31 protein-coding genes are annotated in these 25,241 nt (G+C 63.2%); 9 read left to right on the forward strand and 22 right to left on the reverse strand.

Features of this window, described 5'->3' with window-relative positions; genetic code table 11:
- Positions 1-16: 16 nt before the first annotated feature.
- The 6 genes from IP79_RS10505 to IP79_RS10530 all read left to right on the forward strand — a co-directional run bounded on the left by IP79_RS10505 (position 17) and on the right by IP79_RS10530 (position 5,986).
- Complete coding sequence (locus tag IP79_RS10505; protein ID WP_054119262.1) at positions 17-1,216, forward strand: aspartate aminotransferase family protein; 1,200 nt, start codon at positions 17-19, stop codon at positions 1,214-1,216.
- The gene (gene argF, locus IP79_RS10510; RefSeq protein ID WP_054119263.1) at positions 1,213-2,166 is read left to right on the forward strand and encodes an ornithine carbamoyltransferase; all 954 of its coding nucleotides are present in this window, start codon (positions 1,213-1,215) and stop codon (positions 2,164-2,166) included. Before IP79_RS10505 ends, argF begins: the two co-directional genes overlap by 4 nt.
- A 63-nt stretch (positions 2,167-2,229) precedes the next feature.
- On the forward strand, positions 2,230-3,120 hold the full coding sequence (locus IP79_RS10515; RefSeq protein WP_054119264.1) for an Hsp33 family molecular chaperone HslO: 891 nt from the start codon (positions 2,230-2,232) through the stop codon (positions 3,118-3,120).
- 110 nt (positions 3,121-3,230) lie between these two features.
- Entirely contained in the window at positions 3,231-3,626 is a 396-nt protein-coding gene (locus IP79_RS10520; protein WP_054119419.1) for a DUF3617 domain-containing protein, read from the forward strand.
- Positions 3,627-3,669: 43 nt separating this feature from the next.
- The gene (gene queC, locus IP79_RS10525; protein WP_054119265.1) at positions 3,670-4,368 is read left to right on the forward strand and encodes a 7-cyano-7-deazaguanine synthase QueC; all 699 of its coding nucleotides are present in this window, start codon (positions 3,670-3,672) and stop codon (positions 4,366-4,368) included.
- A 52-nt stretch (positions 4,369-4,420) separates the two neighbouring features.
- Positions 4,421-5,986 (forward strand): spinster family MFS transporter, encoded by a 1,566-nt coding sequence (locus tag IP79_RS10530; protein ID WP_054119266.1) that lies wholly within the window; start codon positions 4,421-4,423, stop codon positions 5,984-5,986.
- 332 nt (positions 5,987-6,318) lie between these two features.
- On the opposite strand, the gene IP79_RS10535 is transcribed toward IP79_RS10530, so the two are convergent.
- The 21 genes from IP79_RS10535 to IP79_RS10630 form a co-directional block, all read right to left on the reverse strand.
- Positions 6,319-7,464 carry an OmpA family protein gene (locus IP79_RS10535; RefSeq protein ID WP_054119267.1) on the reverse strand — a complete coding sequence of 382 codons (1,146 nt, stop codon included), beginning with the start codon at positions 7,462-7,464 and terminating at the stop codon, positions 6,319-6,321.
- A 170-nt stretch (positions 7,465-7,634) separates the two neighbouring features.
- Positions 7,635-8,099 (reverse strand): DUF2793 domain-containing protein, encoded by a 465-nt coding sequence (locus IP79_RS10540; RefSeq protein ID WP_054119268.1) that lies wholly within the window; start codon positions 8,097-8,099, stop codon positions 7,635-7,637.
- Positions 8,100-8,115: 16 nt separating this feature from the next.
- Positions 8,116-10,299, reverse strand: a complete 2,184-nt coding sequence (locus IP79_RS10545; protein WP_054119269.1) for a phage tail protein — start codon at positions 10,297-10,299, stop codon at positions 8,116-8,118.
- Positions 10,300-10,303: 4 nt separating this feature from the next.
- Positions 10,304-10,738, reverse strand: coding sequence for an NlpC/P60 family protein (locus IP79_RS10550; RefSeq protein ID WP_054119270.1), 435 nt, complete (start codon positions 10,736-10,738; stop codon positions 10,304-10,306).
- On the reverse strand, positions 10,735-11,544 hold the full coding sequence (locus IP79_RS10555) for a DUF2163 domain-containing protein (RefSeq protein ID WP_082337169.1): 810 nt from the start codon (positions 11,542-11,544) through the stop codon (positions 10,735-10,737). Before IP79_RS10555 ends, IP79_RS10550 begins: the two co-directional genes overlap by 4 nt.
- The gene (locus IP79_RS10560) at positions 11,544-13,865 is read right to left on the reverse strand and encodes a DUF2460 domain-containing protein (protein WP_054119272.1); all 2,322 of its coding nucleotides are present in this window, start codon (positions 13,863-13,865) and stop codon (positions 11,544-11,546) included. Before IP79_RS10560 ends, IP79_RS10555 begins: the two co-directional genes overlap by 1 nt.
- A 13-nt stretch (positions 13,866-13,878) precedes the next feature.
- A complete protein-coding gene (locus tag IP79_RS10565; protein WP_054119273.1) occupies positions 13,879-14,454 on the reverse strand; it encodes a hypothetical protein in 576 nt (191 codons plus the stop codon).
- Positions 14,447-14,647 (reverse strand): phage tail assembly chaperone, encoded by a 201-nt coding sequence (locus IP79_RS10570; protein WP_054119274.1) that lies wholly within the window; start codon positions 14,645-14,647, stop codon positions 14,447-14,449. The genes IP79_RS10565 and IP79_RS10570 overlap by 8 nt, the downstream gene beginning before the upstream one ends.
- Entirely contained in the window at positions 14,644-14,958 is a 315-nt protein-coding gene (locus IP79_RS10575; protein ID WP_054119275.1) for a GTA-gp10 family protein, read from the reverse strand. Before IP79_RS10575 ends, IP79_RS10570 begins: the two co-directional genes overlap by 4 nt.
- Positions 14,955-15,362, reverse strand: a complete 408-nt coding sequence (locus IP79_RS10580) for a phage major tail protein, TP901-1 family (protein WP_054119276.1) — start codon at positions 15,360-15,362, stop codon at positions 14,955-14,957. The genes IP79_RS10575 and IP79_RS10580 overlap by 4 nt, the downstream gene beginning before the upstream one ends.
- A 13-nt stretch (positions 15,363-15,375) precedes the next feature.
- A complete protein-coding gene (locus IP79_RS10585) occupies positions 15,376-15,765 on the reverse strand; it encodes a DUF3168 domain-containing protein (protein WP_054119277.1) in 390 nt (129 codons plus the stop codon).
- Between the two features lie 5 nt (positions 15,766-15,770).
- On the reverse strand, positions 15,771-15,947 hold the full coding sequence (locus IP79_RS15515; RefSeq protein WP_156318293.1) for a hypothetical protein: 177 nt from the start codon (positions 15,945-15,947) through the stop codon (positions 15,771-15,773).
- Entirely contained in the window at positions 15,944-16,501 is a 558-nt protein-coding gene (locus IP79_RS10590) for a head-tail connector protein (protein ID WP_054119278.1), read from the reverse strand. Before IP79_RS10590 ends, IP79_RS15515 begins: the two co-directional genes overlap by 4 nt.
- Before the next feature lie 196 nt (positions 16,502-16,697).
- Positions 16,698-17,849, reverse strand: a complete 1,152-nt coding sequence (locus IP79_RS10595) for a phage major capsid protein (protein WP_054119279.1) — start codon at positions 17,847-17,849, stop codon at positions 16,698-16,700.
- Between the two features lie 81 nt (positions 17,850-17,930).
- Positions 17,931-18,338: an HK97 family phage prohead protease gene (locus IP79_RS10600; protein WP_054119280.1), complete on the reverse strand. Its 408-nt coding sequence runs from the start codon at positions 18,336-18,338 to the stop codon at positions 17,931-17,933.
- On the reverse strand, positions 18,335-18,640 hold the full coding sequence (locus IP79_RS10605; protein ID WP_054119281.1) for a DUF6127 family protein: 306 nt from the start codon (positions 18,638-18,640) through the stop codon (positions 18,335-18,337). The genes IP79_RS10600 and IP79_RS10605 overlap by 4 nt, the downstream gene beginning before the upstream one ends.
- Complete coding sequence (locus IP79_RS10610; protein WP_054119282.1) at positions 18,637-19,806, reverse strand: phage portal protein; 1,170 nt, start codon at positions 19,804-19,806, stop codon at positions 18,637-18,639. Before IP79_RS10610 ends, IP79_RS10605 begins: the two co-directional genes overlap by 4 nt.
- Before the next feature lie 29 nt (positions 19,807-19,835).
- On the reverse strand, positions 19,836-21,164 hold the full coding sequence (locus tag IP79_RS10615) for a DNA-packaging protein (protein ID WP_054119283.1): 1,329 nt from the start codon (positions 21,162-21,164) through the stop codon (positions 19,836-19,838).
- The gene (locus IP79_RS10620) at positions 21,164-21,625 is read right to left on the reverse strand and encodes a hypothetical protein (protein ID WP_054119284.1); all 462 of its coding nucleotides are present in this window, start codon (positions 21,623-21,625) and stop codon (positions 21,164-21,166) included. Before IP79_RS10620 ends, IP79_RS10615 begins: the two co-directional genes overlap by 1 nt.
- 159 nt (positions 21,626-21,784) lie before the next feature.
- Entirely contained in the window at positions 21,785-23,011 is a 1,227-nt protein-coding gene (gene spt, locus IP79_RS10625; RefSeq protein WP_054119420.1) for a serine palmitoyltransferase, read from the reverse strand.
- Between the two features lie 14 nt (positions 23,012-23,025).
- Positions 23,026-23,268, reverse strand: coding sequence for an acyl carrier protein (locus IP79_RS10630; protein WP_054119421.1), 243 nt, complete (start codon positions 23,266-23,268; stop codon positions 23,026-23,028).
- A 170-nt stretch (positions 23,269-23,438) separates the two neighbouring features.
- On the opposite strand from IP79_RS10630, the gene IP79_RS10635 reads away from it, so the two are divergent.
- The gene (locus IP79_RS10635; protein ID WP_233994174.1) at positions 23,439-23,924 is read left to right on the forward strand and encodes a Pycsar system effector family protein; all 486 of its coding nucleotides are present in this window, start codon (positions 23,439-23,441) and stop codon (positions 23,922-23,924) included.
- Here the strand turns inward: IP79_RS10635 and IP79_RS10640 are convergent.
- Positions 23,921-24,292 (reverse strand): response regulator, encoded by a 372-nt coding sequence (locus IP79_RS10640; protein WP_054119286.1) that lies wholly within the window; start codon positions 24,290-24,292, stop codon positions 23,921-23,923. The genes IP79_RS10635 and IP79_RS10640 overlap by 4 nt on opposite strands.
- A 96-nt stretch (positions 24,293-24,388) precedes the next feature.
- On the opposite strand from IP79_RS10640, the gene IP79_RS10645 reads away from it, so the two are divergent.
- Both IP79_RS10645 and IP79_RS10650 read left to right on the forward strand, forming a co-directional pair.
- Positions 24,389-24,622, forward strand: a complete 234-nt coding sequence (locus IP79_RS10645; RefSeq protein ID WP_082337171.1) for a DUF3572 family protein — start codon at positions 24,389-24,391, stop codon at positions 24,620-24,622.
- Entirely contained in the window at positions 24,619-25,239 is a 621-nt protein-coding gene (locus tag IP79_RS10650) for a hypothetical protein (RefSeq protein ID WP_054119288.1), read from the forward strand. The genes IP79_RS10645 and IP79_RS10650 overlap by 4 nt, the downstream gene beginning before the upstream one ends.
- Positions 25,240-25,241: the final 2 nt, after the last annotated feature.

A 25,241-nucleotide genomic window follows, 5' to 3' on the forward strand; every position in this document is an offset into this window, starting at 1 on the left:
ATTCAGGAAATTGCCCATGTCTATACCTGCGCTCATGCCCGTTTATCCGCGCTGCGGCGTGCGGCCGGTGCGCGGCGAGCATTGCCACCTGATCGACGAGAACGGCACGCGCTATCTCGATTTCGCCAGCGGTATTGCGGTGAATCTGCTGGGTCATTCGCACGAAGGACTGATCGGCGCGATCCAGAGCCAAGCCGCCACGCTGATGCATGTTTCGAACCTCTACGGCAGCCCGCAGGGGGAACGCCTTGCACAGATGCTGGTCGATACGACCTTTGGCGACACGGTGTTTTTCACCAATTCGGGCGCGGAGGCCTGCGAGACCGCAATCAAGACCGCGCGTGCCTATCACCAGAACGCCGGTGATGGGGGCGATGCCAACCGGTTCGAGATCATCACCTTTCACAACGCCTTCCACGGCCGCACGATGGCGACCATCAGCGCATCGAACCAGACAAAGATGCACCATGGCTTTTCGCCGCTGCTCGAAGGGTTCAAATATGCGCCGTTTGACGATCTGGAGGCAGTCAAGGCGCTGATCGGGCCGCGCACCGCAGGCATCATGGTCGAGCCGATTCAGGGCGAGGGTGGCATCCGTCCGGCCTCGCAAGAATTTATGGCTGGGCTGCGCGCGCTGGCGGACGAGCGTGATCTGATGCTGATCCTTGACGAGGTGCAGTGCGGTGTCGCCCGCACCGGCAAGCTCTATGCCTATGAACACTACGGCATCACGCCCGATATCATGGCAACCGCCAAAGGCATCGGCGGCGGATTTCCGCTGGGTGCGTGCATCGCCACCGAAAAGGCCGCGCGCGGGATGACCTTCGGCACCCACGGCTCCACTTACGGCGGCAACCCGCTCGCCATGGCGGCGGGCACCGCAGTGATGGAAGCCGTGGCGAACGAGGAGTTCCTGAACTCTGTCGCCGAAAAGGGCGAGCGGCTGCGTGCACGGCTGGAACAGTTCATCGGCAACTATCCGGAACTGTTCGAACTGGTGCGCGGCAAGGGTCTGATGCTCGGCCTCAAGATGAAGATGGAGAGCCGCCCGTTCTTCGTCCACCTGCGTGATCATCACCAGTTGCTGACTGTGGCGGCAGGCGACAACACCATTCGCGTGATCCCGCCGCTGGTGATCGGTGATGCCGAGATCGACGAATTCTTTGACAAGCTGTCAGCCGGTGCGGCCAGCTTCAAAGTGCCGGAAGCAGCATGACCGCCGTCGGGGGGCAGCTGCGGCATTTCCTAGATTTGGGGGATGCGGGTGCCGATGATGTTGCGGCGATGATCAACGACGCGATTGATCGCAAGGCGGCGCGCGGCGGCCAGCCCAAGGGCGCAGTCGATGCCGATGCGCCGCTGGCAGGCCGCGTGCTGGCACTGGTGTTCGAGAAGAATTCCACCCGCACCCGCGTCAGCTTTGACATCGCGATGCGGCAGCTGGGCGGCAGCGTGCTGATCCTCGATTCCGCCTCGAGCCAGCTGGGACGGGGAGAGAGCATCGCTGATACCGCGCGGGTGCTCAGCCGGATGGTGGATGCCATCATGCTGCGCACCGATGATCACGCCAAGATAGAGGAAATGGCGCGTCATGCGACGGTGCCGGTGATCAACGGGCTGACCGATCAATCGCACCCGTGCCAGATTGTTGCCGATCTTCTCACCGTGATCGAACACGGCAAGGCGCTGCCGGGATTGGAGTTGGCGTGGTTCGGGGATGGCAACAACGTGCTGCATTCGATCCTCGAAGCGGCAGGGTTGTTCAAGTTCAACGTGCGTGTGGCAGTGCCTGCGGGATACGAGCCTGATCCGGCTTTCGTAGCCATGGCGCGCGAAGGCGGTGCCACGGTGACCATCACGCAGGATGCCCAAGCGGCTGCGCGCGGGGCGGACGTGCTGGTTACCGATACCTGGATCTCGATGGGGCAGGCCGACGCAGCCGAAAAAATTGCGGCGATGGCCCCCTATCAGGTCAACGCCGCGCTGATGGCCACAGCCAAGCCTGATGCGGTGTTCCTGCACTGCCTGCCAGCACACGTGGGCGACGAGGTCAGCGAGGACGTGTTCGAAGGGCCGCAATCTGTCGTTTTTGACGAGGCAGAGAACCGCATCCATGCACAGAAATCAGTGCTGTTGTGGAGTGTCGGCCTCGTCGGCGGCAACTAGCGCAGGGGTCTGGCAGAAGGGGGGGGCTTGGCCCCACCGTCAGCGATCCCCATATGCGCCCGCATGACTGAGACAATCGAAACCTTTGCTGACAACTTGATGGGCTTCACGCTTCCGGCGCGCAGTGCGCGGGGCCGGATGGTGCGTATGGAATGCGTGCTCGATCAGGTGCTGTCGGCGCATGATTACCCAGCGCCGATTTTGCACTTGCTGGGTGAGGCGCTGGTGCTGGGCACCTTGATGGGCGGGTTGCTGAAGGGCGAAACTGCCCAGATGACGATGCAGGCGCAGACCAATGGCGGCATCGTTAAACTGCTGGTGTGTGATTATCGCGCCGGCGCGGTGCGCGGCTATGCCGATTTCGATGGGGAGCGGCTCGCCCGCCTTGGCGCGAACCCCTCGCTGAAGGCGCTGTTCGGCGAGGGATATCTTGCGATTACCTTCGAAACCGAAGGCAAGCAGCGCTATCAGGGGGTCGTGCCGCTCGAGGGCGACAGTCTGGCCGAAGCGTGTGAGAGCTATTTCAGCCAGTCCGAACAAATTCCGACCTTGATCCGTGTCGCCAGCCGGGCCGGCGCCAACGGCCGCGCGGCCGCCGGGCTGCTCGTGCAACATCTGCCCGAGGGCGAGGAAGGTCGCGAGCGGCTGCATACGCGCCTGGACCATCCCGATTGGGAACATGTGGCGGTGCTAGCCGGATCAATCAGCCACGACGAATTGCTCGATCCGCGCCTCTCGCTGGAAGCGATCGCGTGGCGGCTGTTTCACGAAGAGCAAGAAGTGCTGGTGCAAGCGGGCGCGGCGCTTTCGCGCGGCTGCCGGTGCAGCGCCGAACATTACGCAACAATCATCGCGCGCTTCCCCGCTGACGAGCAAGAGGCCATGCGCGGGGACAACGGGATCATCGCCGTCGATTGCGCGTTCTGTTCACGAACCTTTGCGTTGTCGATCTGACAGTTCGTCGAAAAAATCCGCCCTCCGGCGACCGAACGACTAAAATGTGCAATTCGGGCCGAACAAAAGCAGGCATGACTTCCAGTATGGACAACACATCAATCAGCCTAATGCGCGCAGTCGCAATCGGGAGTTTTGCCGCCGCTGCCACGTTGTGGCTATCCGCGCCGGTCGTGGCACAGGGTAACGGTCTTGCCATGCTTGGCACGCTGGCCAAGGGCGAATGGACAATCAAGGAACGCGGAGGAGTGCCCGACCGCAAGATCTGCGTGAAGTCCGGGGCGGAGCTGATTCAGCTCCAGCATCGCGGTAATGGCTGCAACCAATTTGTGGTGGAGGACGGAGCCGCGCGCGTGACGGTGCAATATACCTGTCAGGGCAATGGCTATGGCCGCACCAGCATCCGCAGGGAGACGGGCACGCTCGTGCAGCTGGAAAGTCAGGGCATCCACGATGGCATGCCGTTCCAATTGGTCGCCGAGGCACGCCGGACCGGCAACTGCTGACCCACGCGATTGCCTTTGGCGCTGTCCGTGATAGTGCCGCCCCATGACTGGTTCTGAACACAATGCTTCGCTGCCGATTGCGGTCGTGCTGCTGTCAGGTGGTCTGGATTCGATGGTCACTGCTGCTCTGGCGCAAGAGCGCGGCTTTGCAGTGCATGCGCTGACCGTAGATTACGGCCAACGGCACCGGCTTGAGCTGCAATCCGCCGAGCGTATCGCACATCAGCTGGGGCTGGCCCGACAGACGAGCATTGCGCTTGATTTGCGGGCTTTCGGCGGATCGGCGCTGACCGATGCGATCGATGTGCCCAAAAGCGGGGTGGGTGATGATATTCCGGTGACCTATGTGCCCGCACGCAATCTTGTGTTCCTCGCGCTGACTACCGCGTGCGCGGAAGCGGCTGGCGCGCGGGATGTCTTCATCGGCGTCAACGCGCTGGATTATTCGGGCTATCCCGATTGCCGTCCGGAATTCATCGCCAGCTTTGCCGAAACAGCCCGGCTGGGCACCAAAGCTGGCGTGGAGCGTGCGCCCTTTACCATCCATGCGCCGCTTCAACATATGACGAAGGCTGACATCGCCCGCGAATGCGCACGGCTTGGTTTGGACCCGGCATGGAGCTGGTCGTGTTACGATCCGACGCCCGATGGTTTGGCGTGTGGTCTGTGTGATTCGTGCCGCTTGCGGAAAAAGGGTTTTGCCGAGGCGGGGATTGTCGATAGCACGCGCTATCACGCCTGAGCGGCTGGGCTCGGGGCGGATCAAGTGAATATCCTGGAGAGGGGATCAGCAATTGAGCGAAGATACCACAGCGCCGCAGGACCGCGGCGAACAGCCCGCGTCAGCCTACAGCTGGTACGTGCTTGGCGTCTTGGTGGTGGTCTACATCCTCAACTTCATTGACCGGCAGATCCTTGCGATTCTTGCTGTTGATATCAAACGCGATCTTGATCTTACCGATGACCAGTTGGGGTTTCTGGGCGGGGCTGCCTTCGCAGTGTTTTATGCCTTGTTCGGCGTGCCGCTCGGACGCCTGGCGGACCGTTGGCATCGGGTGCGGCTTTTGACCATCGGGCTGGTGCTTTGGTCCACCATGACCGCGGTTTCAGGGCTGGCGCGCAATTACGTCACATTGTCGCTCGCACGGATGGGCGTGGGCGTGGGTGAAGCAACCGCTAGCCCGACGGCCTATTCGCTCATCTCGGATTATTTCCCTTCCCGCCAGCGCGCGACGGCATTGGCGATTTATTCTTCAGGGCTTTATCTCGGCGGCGGTGTTTCGTTGCTGATTGGCGCGAAGATTTCGCAAGTCTGGGACGCAGCATATCCTGGCGGCGGAATCGGTGGATTTGTTGGTTGGCAGGCCGCTTTCATGGCTGTTGGCTTGCCGGGCCTGCTGCTTGCGCTCTGGGTGGCGTCGCTTCGTGAGCCGACCCGTCCGCCACCGGTCAACGCGAGCGGGAACAGCCCGCTGCGTGATTTCTTTATCGATCTGTCGATGCTGCTGCCGCCTTTCACTGTGTTCCACGCCATGCGCCGCGGGCCGAAGGCGTTGGCGATCAATCTGGCGGTGGCAGCGGCCATGTTCATGCTTGCCGTGGTGATGATCGGGCTGACGGACAACCTGCCACAATGGTCGGCGATGACGTTTGGATATTATGCCGTGTTTTCGTGGGCATCGACACTGCGGCGTCATGATCCAGCGACCTTTAGGCTGATCTGGGGAACGCCGGCATTCGTCTGCACTGCGCTGGGGTATGGTCTGGTCGCGCTCGGCGCCTATGCGCTCGCATTTTGGTCAGCCTTCTATGCCGAGACTGTACTGGACCTGCCAAAAGCCGAGCTTGCCTTTATTCTCGGCGGCAGCGGTGCTGTGTCCGGTTTTCTTGGCGTGATCCTCGGCGGAAGAATGTCGGACTGGCTGCGGGTGCGTAATCCCTCCGGGCGCATTTTCGTCATTATGTTCGGAATACTTGGTCCGGTGATCCCGATCTGGATCGGCTTCACCACCGAGGATGGGACGCTGTTTTACGTCATGAACTTCCTCGCGGGTCTGTTTGCTGCAACAGCGCTGGGAGCGGCGGCTGCAACGACGCAGGATCTGGTGTTGCCACGGATGCGCGGGACGGCCACCGCATCGTTTTTCCTCGCGACCACTCTGGTTGGTCTGGCGATCGGTCCATATATGGTGGGGCAGATTTCAGCTTTGACCGGAAGCCTAAGAATCGGCGTTCTTTCGTTGATCGGGGTCGCGCCGATCTCGCTCGTCCTTCTGATCTATGCCTATCGTACATTGCCGCTCGCCGAAGCGACAATGGAACAGCGCGCCTTGGATGCTATGGGGGCGGCAAGCGGTTAAACTGGGCTAGGTCTTTAGCCACTAGTCCGGTAGTGGGCAGGACAAGGCCGAGAGCCGTTTCACTTCCAGACCTGAGCCACAACTACGATCAACGTTTGGTCTGCGGCTAACTGCAGTCCTGCCATTTCCTTGAGATAGGGGAAGCCGACGCACCTTAGATGGCGCTGGCTGGGTGCCTTACGCCTCCACTGCCCGAGTATTACCTGAGATACAGTGGCCTGCACGGGCAAAACGTGGGGTGGCCGCGGCTTCAGAAATAGCACGTTGCACCAGCACAATAAAAAAGGGGCCGGATTTCTCCAGCCCCTTTTCAATACCCTTTGCGGGGTAACTTACATGCCCGAACCCGGACCGTAGGTTACTTCCACGCGGCGGTTCTGCGCTTCGCGCACACCGTCTGCGGTGGGAACGCGCGGCTGCGATTCGCCAAACGCTTCGCCAGTAATGCGGGCGCCCGGGACGCCGCGACCGGTCAGATAGCTGCGAACCGAAGCGTTGCGACGCTCAGCGAGAGCCACGTTGTAGCTCACGCTACCGGCGCGGTCGGTGTGACCGGCCAGCATGACACTTGCCGTGCCGCAATTGGCGTAGGCAGTGACAGCGTTGTTGAGGATCGTCGCAGCTTCCGAAGTGATGTCCGACTTATCAAAGTCGAAGAACACGATGTACGGACCCGTGTTGCAAGGTGCAGCAGGCGGGGGCGGCGGCGGAGGCGGCGGAGGCGGCGGAGGCGGGGGCGGCGGCGGAGGTGCCACTACCGGTGCTGCCACAGGCTCTGCGCCACCGAAGTTATAGGTGATCGAGCCAAGCAGCGAGTGAGTGCTGAGCTTGGTTTCGAGCGAACGGCCAATCGTATCGATCAGGTTCACATCCGGCGCGTTGAAGTAGCGATACTTCAACCCGACATCCCACGAATCGCTGAGCGGAGCGCGGACGCCCGCGAGCAGCTGCCATGCGAAGCCAGTGTCCGAATCGTTGTAAGCGCCGGGGCCGTTCAGGTCGAAAGTGGCATCCATGTCCACTCGGGCAACACCAACACCACCGCCTGCAAAGGCCTGCAAGCCATCGTCAGAGCCGAAGTCGAACAAGCCATTGAGCATGAAGCTCAAAGCATTGACTTCACCCAGAGCGGGAGCGGTAAGGTTCGTCAAACGACCGTTGCGACCACCAGGCCGACCGACAGGGTCGATCTGCAGACCTTGGCCACCAGCAGCCACATCATCGAGCTTTGCGGCGCGATAGCTGGCTTCTGCTTCGAGGCGGAACGCACCGAAGTCGTAGCCGACGGCGCCACCGAAGTCGTAGCCTGTGTTGTAGTTGGCAGTGGCATCTGCGGGCGAACCATTGACATCGATGTTCTGGTCTTCGACGATCATTACGCCGCCATCGCCCTGAATGTACCACTGGCCTTCACGGGCCATGGCGGGCGTGGTCAGCGCGGTCGAAGCCATCGCCATTCCAATGACGAGTTTGCGCATTCTAATATTCCCCTTTGTATTGGACTTGAAGCACTGTCGGTCTCTATCTTTTCCACATACATGAGGCAAGCCATCAATGCCTCGGGGGTGTTGCAAGAATGCCGCTATGAAGCGGCTGTAGCGAAAAATGCAACGTCAATTTGGTAAGCTAGGCCCGGTCTTTTCGCTACTTATTGCGTGGAGGGGCCAAGCAAGCCGATGTTTCCTAACATCTGAATCAACTGAACAAGGGCAGCACGAGCCTCGGCATCCACGATGGCCCCGCCGGTTGGAGCGACAGGGCTTGATTCAGCCTTCCAGCCCGACCGGAAGAACAGGCTGACAGTTGCAGTGCGGTCAAACAGACGCATACCGTCGCTGGGCGGGACGAAATGCCAAGAACCACCAATCCGGATGGCGATATGGTCTTCGCAGCCTGTCCAAGCTTGCGCGGCGGGCGAGGTGACGCGAAAGCTCTCACCCTCTGCCGCGTCTTCCGGGGGCGTCGGTTTTGATGCTACAACCGCTTGCGACGAGAGAGCATCAAGCACACTCAGGGCCTGATTGACGAAAAACTCCTTCTGCGATTGGCCTGCGATCAGCAATGGCAACCCGAAGTTCGGCGTGACAGAGGGAAATGGGGTGGGTTCTGACATGGCAATCTCCTGGGGATCATGAAAGCGATGCAATTCTCAGCGCCGGGGACAGACCGTAGGTGCCGATCTGTTTGACCCAGAGGTTGCCGGGTCCGTGCACTGACGGAAGTGCTTCCAGCTCGGCTTGCGTCAGACGCAGACTAGGCTCGGACAGCGTCCATGTGACATTGGGGGCCGGTTCGGGGCCATAGCCGGCAAGGTAGAGCTCGCGCTCTTCCACCAGCGGGACATCGACGGCATCGTCCCAGCCCCATTGTCCGCGGGCGCGCCGTGTCCAGCTGAAGAGTGCCGCACCATCGGGCGCGATCCGCTTGCGCGGGTGTACCGGAAACAGTGGTCGCCGCGAAAGGCCGGCGTTCGCAAGGGGCGCGATGACAGGATCGGTGTCGTTTATTCCGATGGCCGCGATCCGGGTTGTTGCCAAGGGCGGTGCAAGAGCGGGGTCAAGCGCGACCAGACTTGCGTCCAACAGGACGGCCGGCGTCTGTGCCGGGTGGCCAGCCGCTGCGGCCTGTTCAGTGCCGCCACGCCCTCGCAGCAACCCTGATAACTGCCACACCCGTCCGCCAAGCGGAACCGCCCGCGCAAACTGGATCACCTCGCTGCCAATCATCATCCGGTTGGCTCCTGCGGCCAGACCAGTGATGTCGGAATCGGACAGATCGAGATCGTCGGCGACGAGTTCAACCGCGACACTCGCCCCGGCTTCGAACAACAAGGCAGGCGAAGGTGCCAAGGGCTCCGAAAGGGTGCCGATGATCGCACGGCGTGATCCGGTTTCGCCGAGATCGACCAGTGCATTGTTCTGCAGGGCATATAGGGCTGCACCCCGCCAGGCCCTATTTTCAGCCGAAGCAGCAGCAAAGATAAGCGGGGTCGCCGGATTGGCATTGGCGTCAGGCGGGATTTCCATGGCGATCAACCGCGTTTCGGGAATGACAAGATCGGTTGGCGGCAAGGATTCGCCCGGATCGCTCATTTGAGGCACGCTGGCACTTGGCGCGAGCCTTTCCAGCTCCAGTTCGATCCCGCGGTCGTGCCATTCCCACCCCATGATCAGCCAGAGTCCGGGCGAGGCTGGCAGCCGGACGACGCAGCCCGGGTTCAGGCGCGGATCAAGCTCACCCACACGCCAGGTGACCGTCTCGTGCTGCCAGCGCGCGCGATTGGCGGTGTCTGTCGCGAGTTTGCGAGCGCCGCTTGCCGACATGGTGGCGGGCAGATCGATCATCAGTTCGCGGCCCGATTTTTGTGCGCCGACCGCGCGCTGCACTCCGGGCTGATAATCCCGCTCGTCATCGTAATAGCGCAAGGCGGCTGGTCTGCGCGTGGGGGTGCCGGCGCGCTGCTTGTGCCGGGGCTCTTCGGACCCAGCTTCGCTTTTGCCCAGTTGCGGAGGCAGGGTCACCGGCACGCCTGCAGGCGCTGCGCGCGACGCGATCGTCAGCCCATCCGGCCCGGAGGTGCAGACCAGCGGAATCACCTGATCGATCGCCGCAAGCGTGCTGGCCAGCGCCCCGCCCTCGTCTGCGAAGCCCAGCGCATGCGGCAAATCCAGCGGAATGGCCGAAGGTGCTGCGCCCGGCACCAACCCTGCCAGCGACACCGCATTGTCACTGCCATCTGCGAAGATTTCGAAACTCAGCGCGGGAATGCGATTGCCATAGTCTGCCAGTTCGAGACTTTCGAACACAGCATAAGCGCAATCGCGGAAAGCCGGGGCTGCATCACCTTTGGCGGCGGCAATCAGCGGATCGACCGGATCATCACCAAAGCCGCTATAGAACCGCAGCCGCCCCCCCACCTTCAGATCACCTTGCGCACCGCGCAGCAGGTTGCCATCAGCCCAGATGCGCCCGAGCCGGGCCAGCGGGGTGCTGGAAAGCGCCACCGCGAAGGACGCCGAATAGGAATAGGCCACGGTCGAAGGCTGGCCCTTGCGCCCCTTGTCCTTGCGTTTGCTTTCAATCAGGTCAGTAGACCAGATAACCGAGCCGGGAACACGCATTCGTCCGAAATGGCGGGCGATTGGCTGGCCATAGCTTGAGGTGCTGATCGCCAACTCGCGCAGGCGTGGCCCCTGCCGGATTCCGCCGCCAAAAATCTGCCTATCGGCTTGCTGGCCGATCAGGGCACCTATCGACCCGCCAATCGGGCCGCCGATGGCAGTACCGATCGCGGTAAGCAGCAAAGTCGCCATGGTGTTAATCCCCTTTTTGCGGCGCGGCGTGCCACTTGGCGACCACGCGCCATTGTGGATCGAGCGGTTGCCGCACGACCTTCCCCAGTCCGGCATGGGCGTGAATGACGCTGGATCCGGATTCCGCGATCACCAGATGATGCTGGCCGTGGCCAAGCGCCATCAACACCACATCGCCTGTGCGGATCGGGCCGGGGGAGGGCGCGAGGCCGGATGCCGCTGCAAAATGCAGCCATTGGCCCACGAACAGGTTGCGCAGACCGTAGCCCGATGGCGACTTCGGGCTGATTCCGGCCGCAGCCAGCGAAACAGCCACCAATCCGACGCAGTCGAGCCCATGTGCAGGGTCGCGCCCTTGCAGGCGGAAAGGGCAGCCGATGAAGCCAGCGGCAGCCATGGCGAGGTTCGCGCCACTATCAGGCCGGGCCACGTCGTTCATGGCTGACCATATCGCGAGAGCAGGTCATTGCCGGGCAGAAACGGCTCGCCGCGAAAGTTGATAGCGTTGCCGAAGCGTCCCGAGCATGTCGCGACGGTATGATCACAGCCCTCGCGCACTTCTGCGCGGGTGCCTGGCACTGTGCCTTCTGCCAGCGGGCGGTCAAGCAACAGCCATCCATCGACTACATCGATGATTCCGAAAGCCAACCCGGTCTGCGGGCCAGCCAGGAACCGCACCCGGCCATCAATGTAGTTTGCGCCCATACTGCCGGGAAAGCGCACTCGGTTCGCTTCGAGATCAATTTCGGCAAGCGCACGGGTGGATGTGAAGCGCGGCGCCGAAAGTCCGCAGCCACGCCCGCAAAACTCGGCGCGGCAAGTCGGGCTGGTGCGTGGGACGAGGTCCTGCTCCAGCATGGTCTTGCTTGATCGTAGTTCCGCCGCGAATTGCGACTGGTCATCCTCGATCCGGCCTATTTGCCCGGTATAAAGGGTATGGTGATCAAGCGTTTCCCAATCGACCACCCCGATTTCGATGGCAGCGTCATCGAACAGCCCGGCAGCAAGTTCGTCTTCCCGGATGGAATCGTGGTGGAGCGCGCCCTGCGCCTCGGCGCTGTCATTGCCGAGTTCCGCGGTCAGGCGAATGGCGGCAGGGATCATGCCGGGTGCGGAGCGGTGGGCAAGGCCGCCGAATACCAGATCGCGGTCATGGCTGGTAAACGCCAGCGCAGCGCCGTCACGGCGATAAATCCGCCAGAATGTCGCAACGCTATCGAGTTCGCGGTCGAAGAAAACCCGCATCACGCGGTTTCCCGCAGCTCGATCAACGGGATTGATGGCGCTTCCCCGGCGGCGAAGTTGACAGCCGAGATATCGAGCCGGTCTTCGGCAAAGCGCACCGGAACATCGAACAGGAAGCCCGCCCGCACCTCGGCGCCGGCTGGCGGGGCGGCGAGCAAGCGCAGTACGCCTTTCTCGGTCAGCGTCCAGGCGGTGGTGGCCGCACCGCCCACACTGACTAACAGGCTTTCAGGTCGTGGACGGGTGATTGGCCGCATTTGCGGTTCGGCCGGGCCATAGGCCTTGGTCAGCTGGAAATCCGCGCGCAAGCCGTCGCCTGTCCCGATCAGCTGATCGAGCATGGTCGGCGCGCCCGTCATCCCGTTCGAGCTGTGATCGAAGGGGTCCATGAGACGGAACCCCCGCGCGGGGCCGCGCCGGGCCCGGAAGAAGGCGACCAGATCGGACAGTTCCGCTTCTGACCGGATGCCTGCGCCGACATCGAAGTGCAGCCTTGCATCCGACCACAGCGAGTTGCGACGTTCATGGCCTGAGGCAGTAACCGCAATCGACGTGGAAAACTCCGGCGCGACCGAGGCATTGCGGCCCAGGGCAAAGGGATAAAGCACGTTATCGAAGGAATCCATGGCTTGCTCCGGGGGTGGGGCGAGGCGGGTGTAGCCGTCGCGATTGACCTGCGGCAGCGCCCAGACATAGCGGCGCGAGACTGTCCGCGCGGCGGCTTCGTCCAACCCGTTGTCGATCCGCAGCCAGTACAATTCGGCGTCCGCAGGATCGAGCACGAAGCCGGCGAGGTAATCCTGATCGGCCAGCGGATAGCCGAGCCACGCATCGGTAAAGGTATAGGCTGCCCGCCGCGCTGCATCTGCGCCGCTGGTGAGCCAGTCGTAATCCTCCAGCTGCAGCCGGTCGAACGCCGGAGCAGCCCAGCCGATCGGCATGTTGGCACGGTAAAGTTCGGGCCGGGCGGGATCGAGAATGGTCGGTGTGAAGGCGAGCAGCAGCACCTGCGCATCGCCGGATGCGGCATTGCGAACGGCACTGGTCAGATCTGCGGTAGACTGCGCCAGCAAAGCGCCTGCGGCATCCAGCAGTGCCGTCTCGGCAGAGGAGAGCGATCCGCCGACATCGTTGATTGTGGGCGGGTTGCCACCAAACGCTGCCTTGGCTGCATCATCATAAAGACAGATTTCGCCGGTTGCCGTTACCCACCACCACGGCTCTCCGATCTGGAACCGCACCGGCAGGGCCGCGTCGTCGAGCAAGCCAACGAAGATCGACGCGATATCGGCCAACCAAGTCATCGCCGCATTGTTGGCAGGCGAGAGAAGTGTGGATGGCGGTACCCATCCCGTCAGCGCCGGACTGCCGCTGGCGGTGCGCTGCTTCCAGCTTTCCGGGCAATAGGCATCGAACAACTCGTAAGACAGCGAGGCGATGACTTCGAGGTCGCTGGTCACAGCCAGTTCGAAGAGGTTGCGGTGCCACGCCATCGCCGGCGTACACAACTGCCCTGCTGCCGAGGCTTTCAGCCCGCCATCAGGTTGCCGCGCCAGCCGCATGAAGTGGCTCATACCGACGTAATGGACAATGTCGTCGCGGTAGCCGAGGCCGATTACTGTCCGCAGCAGCCGGGCCGGGGTCTGGTTGTAGGCATCGTCAAAGGCCGTCGCCATCCGTTCGCCATGCGGCGGCAGCAGCACGTCGCCCACTTCCAGCATCGCCCGCGCGCCATCGGCCAGCATATCGGAGATGACGACCGAACCGTTGAACCGTGCAGCCAGCGGCGCAGTGCTGCCGGGTATGTGACCGGGCGCAACCAGCGAGATGAACATGCGGTCGATATCGCCGGGATGGATCGGTTCCCCTGGCAGGCCGAACCCTGCCTGAAGCTGGGAAAACGGCAACACAATCCGTGCATCGGTTGGTGTCCCCTGCGCATAGTTCCACAATCGCACAAACCATGTCCGCGCCGCGCCGCTGGCATCGCGCCCTTCGATCGTCAGCGTCGGCCCATTGGGCAGATCCAGCGCGATGACGCCTTCGGACTGCCAGCGGAAGCTGAGCGTGGTGTGCGAATAATCACGATCGGTCTCGTAGGCCAGCAGCGGGTGATCGAGTGTGTCGGCACTTTCCCAGATCAGCCCGACCAGCTCGCCCGCATTGTGAAGCTCAAGATCCACCCGCATCGACGCCGGGCCGGTGGTGACCACCGAAGCCATCGCAGGCCGGGGGAAATTGACCGTCCAGAAGCGCGGATCGAACCGCTGGATAAAGCTGCTTTCCTGCGCGCGGCGTTCGCGGGCGAGCCAGAATGCCATGTCTATTCCCCGATCAGACCTGTTGCAGAGAGCGGCGCACGGCGCTAGCTATCTGCCGGGATGAGCGTTGCATTGCGGTGGGGGCGGCCATTCCGCGGGGCACCGCCAGCTGGATCGCCACCCGCACATCGCTGCTGCCGGCGCGATTGCCGGTTTCAATCCGGCCGGATGCGGTTGGCACGAACACTTCCGGCCCGCGTTCTCCGACCAGAAAGGCACGCCCCGGCGACACAGGCCCCCCGGTTGCGCGGCCCGGCAAGCCCAGCAGCGCGCCGAGCGATTGACCGATCAGACCGCCAAGCCCGCCGCCTCCGCCGCTCGCTCCACCGAACAGGTTGCCGATCCCCGATTGCAGCGCCTGAGCGGCAATCTCGTCCAGCGCCCTGAAGGCGACGCGTTTCAGGTCGTCAAACCCCAGACTGCCGCGCCGCAGCGCCGAGAGCAGACCGTTTTCGAGCACATTGCCTGCCCGCCCGAACCCGTCGAGCAACGAGGTGTCGAGCGACCGGCGCATTGTTTCAAGGTCAGTGGCAAAGCCATCGGTGCGGGCGCGCACGTCGATCACCAGTTCGTCGAAAGTGTCATTCATGGGTGTCACGCTCCATCAGGCGGGCGATCAGCTCGCGGCTGGGTGGGGTAGGGGTGGAGGGATCGAGGGGTTCTGACACGGCCATCAGCAATTCGGCCGGGGTGGCGCCCCAGAACTCGGCAGGACGCCAGCCGAGCAGGCGCGCTGACAGGCTGCACCAGCGGGGTGCGCAGGCCGCAAAGGTGGTGGTCACAGCTCGCCTTGCAGCACCTGCGCCAGCACCGCGCGCACCGGCTGGGTTGCGGCGACCAGCCCCATCGCCAGCAGTGCCTGACCAACCGCAGCGCGATCAGGGCGGGTTTCGCCCGGAAGGCTATGCCACAGCAGGGTTATCATCTCGGTCAGCGTCAAGCCGCCTTGTGCCGCACGTTCGACCAATGCGAACAGCGATCCCAGTTCCGCTTCGGCCAGCACGAGGCTTTCGAACGTCGGGCGCAGAACATAGGTCACACCCGCCACTTGCAGCCCGCTTTCACCGCGCAGGGGATTGGCCGCAGCGGTCATGCCGGGACAACCGGTCCGGAGCTTTCGAGCTGTAGCGTATAATTGCGCTCCCCGTTGAAATCGCCGGCGTAGTCCAGCCGCTGCACAAGGAACTGCCCGCGCAGCCTTTCGCCATCTTCAAACGACAATTCGTAGGTATCGAGCGTTCCGGCAAGCGCATGACCCCGCACCGCGCTTTCGGCCGCGCTGCCAAGGAAGATGCCTGTCGCGCTGACCGAGACCGAGCGCGTGCCCGCGCCCGAGAGCAGATCGCGCCAACCGCCCGATTCCTTGTGGGTCACAACCACCGTATCGCCATTGATCGACATCTGCGTGGTGCGCAAACCGGCAACGGTCTGGTAAGCAGGGGGCGTGGCCCCGTCAGCGATTTTCAGCAGGAAGGCGGCGCCGGATTGTGCAGGCATGAGGGCTTACTCCTTAAGCAGTTTCGAGAATGCGGAAGCGGTATTCGATCAGGGCGCCGCGGCGATTGTCGGCGCGGGCTTCGCTGCGCGACCGCAGAAACCGGATCGATGCGAGTTCGAAGCCGGGGTGGAACGGCGGCAGGCTCAGCACCCGGCGTTCGATCGCGGCCAGCAGCGGCACATCGGCAGCGGCCAGATCAGTGCGGGTTTCCAGTTCGAGCGCGATGCGCGTTTCGCGGCCCCGCCGGTCTTTGGTGCCCCAGTCGATCGAAGCGCTGGCAGCAATGCCGAGCCACGGCGGGCTGGACGATAGCGGTGCCTCTTCTTCGATGCTGTTGATCCCGGCGAGAGCAGGATCGCCGCGCAGCCATGCGATGAGGGCGGCGCGCAGGTCGTTTTCCATGGCGGTCAGATCCTCGTGCTATCGTCGGTGAATCCAGGCCAGAGCGCGCTGGCGGAATGCCAATCGACACCTCCCCTGCGGCGATCATGGCGCGTTGCGGCGGCGTGGCGCCCTGCCATCCGTTCGGCCGCTGCGCGCAGACGCAGCACCAGCCGTTCGGCGTTGCTGTTGGCGCTGATCATGTCAGCCTCAGGCTGCGCCATGGCCGCCACAGGGCAGAGACGCTGGCAGGCGGCACGGCGCCCACCTTATTGTCGCGGTCGCGGTAATGATGCGCGGCAAGGCGGATAACGCCGTGACGCAGCGGAGCAGGCAGTGTGTCCCAATCCTCGGCGATCCCGGTGACCAGTTGCACGGCAAGGCTTTGCCCTGTCACTGTGCTGATTACTGGGCCGATCAGCTGCACGCAGGCATTGCCCGCAATGCGCCATTCGATCACGCCATCCGGCGGCGTCAGCGCTGTTCGGGTGCCATCGGCGGCGATCACTGCCACGCCGGTGACGGTGCGCACCGGCCGTGAGACCAGTTCCTGCCATCCGGCGCGCAGCGGGATGACTTCTTCTACCGTCTGCACCAGCGGAGTCTTGCCGGTAAAGGCCTCGCACAGGGACAGGCTGGCATCAAGCAACCCGGCAAGGGTGGCGTCGTCATCTGCGCGGCTGATCCCGAGCCAGTGCTTCAGCTCCGCCAGGGCAGCGATGCTTGGCACCGGGGGCTGCACGATAGTCCGCTCCATCGCGGGTTCTCCTTGAAAATGATTGCCCACAAGGGTGCGCCCGCATCGCCGGGCAGGCAGGAGAGGTGCCTTGGACGATGCGGGCGCGAGATACCGGCACGGGAGCTGAGGGGCGGGCTCGACCGTGCCGGGGAGCGAAGCCAGGGCGGCTTTGCCAGCGCCTTTGGATGCTGAGGCATCAGGCGCTGGCAGCGGCCTAGGCTTCGATCTTCAGCAGCTTGATCGCGTTGGAATCGAGCACCTTGCCGCCAATCCGCTTGGTGGCGTAGAAGTGCACGAAGGGCTTGTTGGTGAAGGGGTCGCGCAGGATCCGGGTCGCGCCGCTTTCGGCAATCAGATAGCCGTGGCGGAAGTTGCCGAAGGCGATCGGGAAAGCGCCGCCCACCGCATCGGGCATGTCCTCGGCCTCGATCACCGGATAGCCGAGCAGGCGGTTTGGCTGACCTTCGACCATCCCCGGCTGCCACAGGAACGCGCCATCGGCGGTCTTGAGCTTGCGCACCGCAGCCAAGGTGGATGAATTCATCACGAATACCGCCCCCTGCCGATGACCGGACTTCAGCGAGTGGATCAGGTCGATCAGCTTGGCATCGGGCGCGGCGTTGAAGCCGGTCGCACTGCCCGATCCGATATACTGCACCGTGCCAAAGGCGCGCACACCGTCTTCGGCGGTGCTGGTGGCGGCGGTCAGGAAACCTTCGGGCTGCCCCACGCCGGTGCCGCCAACGAAGGCGGTGCCTTCGGCGCGGGCAAATTCAAGCGCGATTTCGCTGGCGAGCCAGCTTTCCAGATCGAAGGCGGCATCATCCAGCATCCCCTGGCTGGCTGCCGGGTTGGCATAGAGATCGCCCGATGGCGGCGCGATTTCGGCAAACTGCGGCGTTCCGGTTTCAGGGCGCGGGGCAACTTCGCTGACCCAGCCGGAGGCAACGCCGCCGGTGGCGACCAGCTTGCGATAGCCTGAGGTGCCAGTCTGCACCACCTGGGCGATGGCGCGGATCGGGCTGATGTCGGCAAGGGTCGATGCGATCATGGCATCGATCTGGCGCGGCACGGCATAGCCGCCATCACCCGGCGCCGCCCCACTGATCGACTTCAGTTCGGTTTCGCGGCCGCGGCGCAGGTAGCCATCGACGAAGCCTTTCACTTCGGCCGTATCGGTGCCGGGCGTGGTGCCGATCACCGGACGCGCGGCGGCACGTGCCACCTTGTCGAGGCGCGATTTCACCTCGTCAACATCGCTGCGCAGTCCGGCAATGGCAGCATCGGCCTGATCCTGCCGGGCAACAATGTCGAAGCTCGCGTCGATCGGATCGGTGGGGGCGATGGCAGTGGTGGTATTTTCCATGGGGCAGTGGCCTTTCGGTTGGGCAGAAAAAAGGCCGCCCCAGTGGCGGCCGGTGGAAAGTGGTTGGAGGGGCAGGGCGCCTCAGTTCACGAAATGCACCCGTGCACCGTGCTGGAGCGGGTGGGTGACAAGGCTGACCTCGAACAGGTCAACTTCCAGTAGCTCCCGGCCCGCTGGCGACTGGCGGGCAGCGCGGGTGCGGAAGCCGAAGCTGAGGCCGTTGACGGTGCCCGCTGCGAGCATCGCAGCCGCCCGGCTGTCGGGCCGGTCGATCCGCGCAATCACGCGCAGACCGCGTGCATCCTCGGCGATATGTTCGATCACGCCGATGGGTTGATCGGGCCGGTGCTGCCAGTAGAGCGGCAGCGGGGTGCGGCGTTCTGCGAGCGTGCGGGCAAAGGCTCCGCGCCGGATGGTGTCGCGGCCCGCATCGGCCACGTCGAACAGCGCGGCGTATCCGGCGAAGCGGGAAGAAAGCGGCGCGTTCACAGCAAATCCCACGCGCCAAGCCGCACTGCGATGCCGATCAGCAGCAACGCCAGCGCGCCGCGGATCAGCCAGTCGACAAACGCCTTCCATGCACTGGTCTTGGCATCGCGCCAGGCTTTCAGCAGTTCGCGAAGCTCGCCCAGATCATCCTCGGCATGGGGATCGCCGAGGCCGAGCCGATCCAGCACGCGGTCGGCGGCCAGCACGCTGGCTTCCTCGATAATCGCGCGCAGGGTGACCAGTTCAGCCCCTTCGCTGCGGGCCTGCGCCATCAGGCTGGCCAGCATGTCTTCGCGGTTCATTGGGCATTCTCCCCGGAGGCTTCCTCGACCGGCAGGCCGAGCATCTGGCGCTTTTCGGCGCGGGTGAGGAATTCGGCATCGGAGACTTGCGACCACAACCGTTCGCGGTCTTCGGAAAGGGCTGGCACCCGGTCGAAATCGATCCGCAAGCTTGCTGCCGGGAACCACGGGGCAAGGCCTTCGCGCAGTGCGGCAAATACCTTTTCCGCCAGCGGCAGCAGCGTCAGCCGCCACAGCGCACGGTTGGCTTCGCGGTAATTGGCGTAGGTGTTGTCTCCCGGCAGGCCGAGCAGCATCGGCGGCACGCCGAACGCCAGCGCGATGTCACGTGCCGCAGCGCTTTTGAGCGTCGCGAAATCCATGTCGGCCGGGCTGAGCGCCATGCTTTGCCATTTCAGCCCGCCATCCAGCAACATGGGCCGCCCGGCATTGGCTGCGCCCGAAAAGGCAACATCAAGTTCGCGCTTCAGCCGATCGAACTGTTCCTGCGCCAGGGCCGCACCGTCGCCGGTTTCATAGACCAGCGCGCCCGATGGCCGCGCCGCATTCTCCAGCAAAGCGCGGTTCCAGTTGGTCGCGGCATTGTGGATCAGCACTGCCTGCCAGGCCGCCTCCAAAGCGCCAGCGCCGCAGTGATCGTCGAGCGGATGCATCGTCCGGATCGCGATGATCCCCGGCCAGCCATCCTCATCTTCCAGCGCGATCCGGCTGGTGCGCCCGCTGACAGTGTAATCATAGGCGCAGGGCCAGCCATCCGGCCCGGTCACCACCTTGACCCGTTCAGGCCGCAGCGCGAACAGTTCCACTGGCGTGCCGCTCGCGTCTTTCAGGATCTGGACATAGCCATTGCCGTGCAACAGCAGGTTGGCAGCGAGCGTTTCGACCAGCGATTGTCCCGCACTGGTGGCGGTGACGAGTGCGGTAAGTTGCGGATCATCACAGGCAAGCGGTGCCTGACCGATGCTTTCGGCTGCAATGCGCACAGACCGCTGGGCGATCGGATTGGCGAGGAAGCCTTCTGTGACAGCGCGGCTGTATTCGTAACTTCGCGGAGCCGGGCCGGTTTCGAAGGCCGGATACCAACCCTGCATCAACCCCGGCGCCAAAGGCACACGGGCGCGCTCCCCGCCCTTGAAGGCGGAGAGGAAATTTTCGAACAATGCCATCGGAGTTCCTTTGTCTCGGGTAAGACGGGTCACATTTGCCGCACGCTGGGGCGCAGGTTCCGCCCCAGCATCAGCTCACTCAGACCCCACACCAGCGCATCGGCGCGGTCGGGGCTGCGGCCGGGGCCGGCGTAGGTTCCGCCGGCCAGCAATCCGCACAATTGGTCTTCCAGCTGCGCAAATTGTCCGGCGTGGCGCACGCGCCCGGCGGCATAGAGCGCGGCGACAGGTTCGGCGCGGGCGACCTTGCCGCGGCTGGCGTGCACCAGCCTGATCGGCAATGATTGATCGGCGGCGCGCAGCACGCTTTCGACCATCGCGCCGCCCTGATTGGCTTCGGCCACCACGCGGTCTGCGTTCCATTCACGCGCCGCATCGGCAACGCGGGTGGCCCAATCTGCTGGCGCTGCATCCTTTACCGAACAATCGGCGAGCACCCGTGCGATCCCGTCCTCGCCCAAACTCGCAACAATGATCCCGCATTCATCGCCGTTGGTTCCGGCAGGCGGATCGACCGCCACCACCACACGGCGATGTTCGCTGGCGGCGACAGGTTCCCGCGCAGCCTCCAGCATCATCCGCGTCCAGAGCGCGCCCTGGATATCTAGCAGCAGTTCGCCGTCGATTTCCTGCCGGGCGAGCTGCGTTTCGCCGAATTCGCTGGCGATGGCTGCAAGGAATCGATCCGGCAGATGGGCGGCGTTATCCCGCGTCGATCCGCGGCTGATCGCCACATCGCCGTCTGCCTGTTGCTGCGCCACAAGCCGCTGCAACAGCGGCACCGCGCGCGGTGTGGTGGTGACAGTGATGCGCGGATCAGTGCCCAGTCTGAGGCCAAGCAGCAGATTGTCCCAGCACCGCGTCGCCCGTTCGTGGCTTAGCGGCCACTTGCCGATTTCATCGCACCAGGCGTGGCTGTGCTGGGGGCCGCGCAAAGCCTCCGGCTCGGCTGCGGAAAACAGCTGCGCCTGCGCGCCATTCCTGAACCTTACGCGGTGCAGCGAAGGCTCGAAGCGCGGACGATCATCCACCGGATAAAGCGACAACAGACCGCTTTCGCCCTCCACCATCACCGCGCGCGCCTCTGCCAGCGAGGATGAGACGAGAGCGATACGCGCTCCCGGATCGGCATCGGCCACCATTCGCACCCATTCCGCGCCGGTGCGGGTTTTGCCGAACCCGCGCCCGGCCATGATCAGCCAGACCCGCCAGTCGCCCGGCGGCGGCAGCTGTTCGGGCCTCGCAGTGTAGGCCCACTGGTATTTGAATGCGTTGCGTTCCCGCTGCGACATCCGTTCAACCAGCAACCGGCGGACCGTGGCGGGTTCGGTCGCCAACCATTCGAAGGGGGCGCCCATCAGGCCGCTGCGCTGTCGGGTTTGCTCTTGGCGAGCCGCCGCCGGATTTCCTCGATCTTGCGATCGATCGAAGCGCGCACTTCGGCTGCGCTGACATCGGGTTCACGGCTCTGGCCTGTCGAGGCCGTATCGCGGTGCGCGGCAAGCAGACGAATGGCATTGGCGAAATCGAACTTTTCGCCATCGCCGGTTTTGAAATCGCCTTCGCGCAGGCGGCGCAGCACTTCCATTTCAAGGTGCGAATAGCCTTCGCACAACGCGGTCTGCCACTGGTGTGCGAAATCGGGTTGGGCGCGGCGCAGGCGGTAAACCCGGCTGACTTCGATCCCGGCGTGCTCTGCCGAACGGGTGACATTCGAACTTTCCGCCAGGTGATCCAGAAACCGGTTGCGCCAGTGCCGATCTGTTGCGGCTTGGGTCAGGTCAGCAGGGTTGTTTTGCGCAGGGACACGCTTCGCCATCGGCAATACTCCATGCGCAGACAGCAGAAAGGCGGCACTTCCGCTGGGAAGGCCGCCTTGCTGGCGAATCGCTATTTCTCGACTGTGCCTATCTCTAACCAGAGAGCGTCACGATGTCAAGATAAATAACCATATTGGTTATCTTGCAGCTGGGAGTGTCTAGATAATCCCGATGGCCTTGCCGGCCCGCTCGAACATCCCGAGGATCGTCTGCACCTGCTCTGCCGAGTGCTCTGCGCACAGCGAGCAGCGCAGCAGGGTCATGCCCGCGGGGGTGGCAGGCGGGCGGGCGAGGTTGACGTAGAGGCCTTCCTTTAAAAGCGCCTCCCACATCATCGCGCCCTTTTCGAGATCGGGCATTATCACCGCGATAATCGCGCTTTGCGGGGTTTCCGTGCCGAGCTTGAAGCCCATAGCCTTCAGCCCGCCATGCAGCGTGCGGCTGTTCTCCCACAGATGCGCGCGCTTGTTCCCGCCGTGCATCAGCTTGCGGATCGATGTTGCGCTGCTCGCCATCACTGAAGGCGGCAGTGCGGCAGTGAAGACATAGGGGCGGCACACCAGCCGCAGGACTTCGAATTTGGCGTGGTTCGACACGCAGAAACCGCCGACCGTGCCGACACTTTTGGAAAAGGTGCCGATGATGAAATCGACGTCGTCCAGCACGCCCTGCTCTTCGGCTACGCCGCGGCCGTGTTCGCCGATGAAGCCCATTGAATGCGCTTCGTCGACCAGCACGGTTGCGCCGTTTTCCTTGCAGACGCGTACCATCTCTTTCAACGGGGCGACATCGCCCATCATCGAATAGACGCCTTCCAGCACCACCAGCTTGCCCGCGCCTTCGGGCACGCGCTTGAGCCGCTTTTCCAGCGCTTCGACGTCATTGTGTTTGAACGGCACAACTTCGGCGTTGCCCATCGCGCAGCCATCCCAGATCGATGCGTGGCTATCGATGTCGAGGATGATGTAATCGCCCTTGCCTGCCAGCGTCGAAATGATGCCGAGATTGGCCTGATACCCGGTCGAGAAGACCATCGCGTGATCCATGTCGTAGAATTCGCGCAAGGCCGTTTCGACATCGCGGTGATCGCGGAAGGTGCCGTTCAGCACGCGGCTGCCGGTGGTGCCTGCGCCGAAATCCTGCATTGCTGCCTGCCCGGCTGCAATCACGTCGGGATCGAAGGTCATGCCCATGTAATTATAGGTGCCGAGCAGGATCGTGTCGCGCCCGTTGCAGATCGCGCGGGTGGGCGACAGCACCTCTTCCATCACCAGACTGAACGGGTCTTCCACCCCGGCGGCCAGCAAGGTCTCGCGGGTCTGGATGATCGGATCGAACTTCGCCAGCAGGTCAACCGTGGCGGGTGCGGTGATTGCGTCTGTCATGGACGTTGCCATTATCAGCTATCCTGCAGCTTGTGCACTGCCGTGACGAGCTGGCCCCAGTTTTCGATCTCGGCCTGCTGGTTCATCGAGATGATGATGTCGAATTCATCTTCGATCGCGGCGACGAAATCCATCACCGTCAGGCTGTCGAACTCAAGGTCGCCGGCAAAGGTGGTTGCCGGTTCGATCGAGACGCCTTTCTTGTTGAACGGTTCGATCAGGGTGCGGATGCGCTCTTCGACTTCGGCGGGATTCATGGGACAAGAGCTTTCGTTGCGTTGGTTGTCGGGCATTACCGCCCAAGGTAATACGCTTGCAAAGCGGCGGATGATGCAGCTTGTCAAGGTTTCGGCGTCCGGCGGGCGCGAATTGGGGGTGCTGTGTGAACGGAAACGAGCCTGACGATACGCCGAAGGCGCCGCTGTCTTTGAACAGCGTTCACCTGATCCGCACCGCGCAATTGAACACTCTGTCGCTTTCGCAGATGGCCGATGGCAAGGCGAACATCCTGATCGGCGCGACCTTTGTGGTGTTTTCGCTGGTGATCACCCAGGCACTGTCCGGTAACGTAAACTGGTCGGTGATCTGCCTCGCGGTGACAGCCTTTGCATCGGCAATGTGCGCCGTGTTGGCGATTACCCCGCCGATGCGCGCGAAGGTGGTGCCGAAAGATCAATTCAACCCGCTGTTCTTCGGCCATTTTTCGACCATTTCCGAAGAACAATGGATCGCCGGGCTGTTCGACGGGATTCGCTCTGACGAAGCGCTGTACCGGATCATGCTGCGCGATCTCTACCAGAACGGGCAGGTGCTCCACCATCGCAAATACCGCTATCTGGCGCTTGCCTACCGCCTGTTTCTGGGCGGGCTGGGCCTGACTCTGGCAGTGTTTCTGATAGAGAACCTGATTTAGGCGGCAGGCAGCAAATCGCGCACCGCGTTCATGAACGGGCTGATCGAAACCGGCTTGGACAAATATCCGGCTGCGCCCGCTGCACGAATCCGTTCTTCATCACCCTTGGCCGCAAAGGCCGTCACCGCCAGCACCGGAATCGCGCTGAGCATCCGGTCGGCCTTGGCCGCTTCGATCAGATCGACGCCGGACACTCCGCCCAGCTGGATATCCATGATGATGAGATCGGGCGATGTGTCGCGCGCGGTTTGCAGCACCAGATTGCCATCGGCCACCGGGTCCACATCAAACCCGTTGGCCCGCAACACGTCGCAGAACAATTTCCTGTTGAGGTCATTATCCTCGACAACCATGATCCGCTTTGTCACTGCTCGCCCCGCATTCGCCCGCTCTACGACTAACCTTGGTTAAAGGACAGGACAATCCCGCTTCACTCTTCATCGGTACCGGTAAACCCGCAGTCGCTGGCGCTGGCGGCGCTCGGCTGGGTGCTGGAATGCGAGGATCGCGCCGCGCGCTACCTTGAATTGACCGGGCTTGATCCCGATACATTGCGGGCCGGGCTGGGTGATCCGATGATCCTGGCCTCCGCGCTGGAATTTCTTTCCAACCACGAACCCGATCTGATCCGCGCCGCCGAGGCACTGGCTGTCACGCCAGAGGAACTTGTCGCCGCCAAGGACGCTTTGCAAACATGACCCGCCCTTTGATCATCTCCGATTGCGACGAAGTGCTGCTGCACATGGTCGCCCCGTTCAAAGACTGGCTGGAGGCGAGCCGGGGGGTGAGCTTCCATCTCGAAGGCCACAATTTTGCAGAGGCCCTGCGCTGGCAGGAAGGCGGCGAACTGCTGGCACCCGCCGATATCTGGCGGATGCTGCGCGAATTCTTCGATAACGAGATGGACAGCCAGTTGCCGATTGCGGGCGCGGTGGAAGGGATCAATACCTTGGCCGAAAAGGCCGATGTCGTGATCCTGACGAACCTTGTCGATGGCCACCGCGATGCGCGGGCGCAGCAGCTTGCCAAGGTCGGCATCAACGCCCGCGTGTTCACCAATCAGGGGCCGAAAGGTCCGGCGCTGAAGGCAATCATGGATGAATATGCGCCCACCCGCGCGGTGTTCATCGATGATCTGGCCCAGCATCACGCCTCGGTTGCGGAACTTACCCCGCATGTCACACGCCTGCACCTGTGCGGCGAACCGATGATCGCTCATGCGATTGATTGCGCCCATAAGGCAGGCCACGCCGAAGCGCGGATTGACCGCTGGGACGAAGCCCTGCCGTGGCTGCTGGAACGACTGGAGAACTGATG

Origin of the sequence: Porphyrobacter sp. AAP60 (assembly GCF_001296025.1) — a bacterium.
In the GTDB taxonomy this organism is placed as follows: Bacteria; Pseudomonadota; Alphaproteobacteria; order Sphingomonadales; family Sphingomonadaceae; genus Erythrobacter.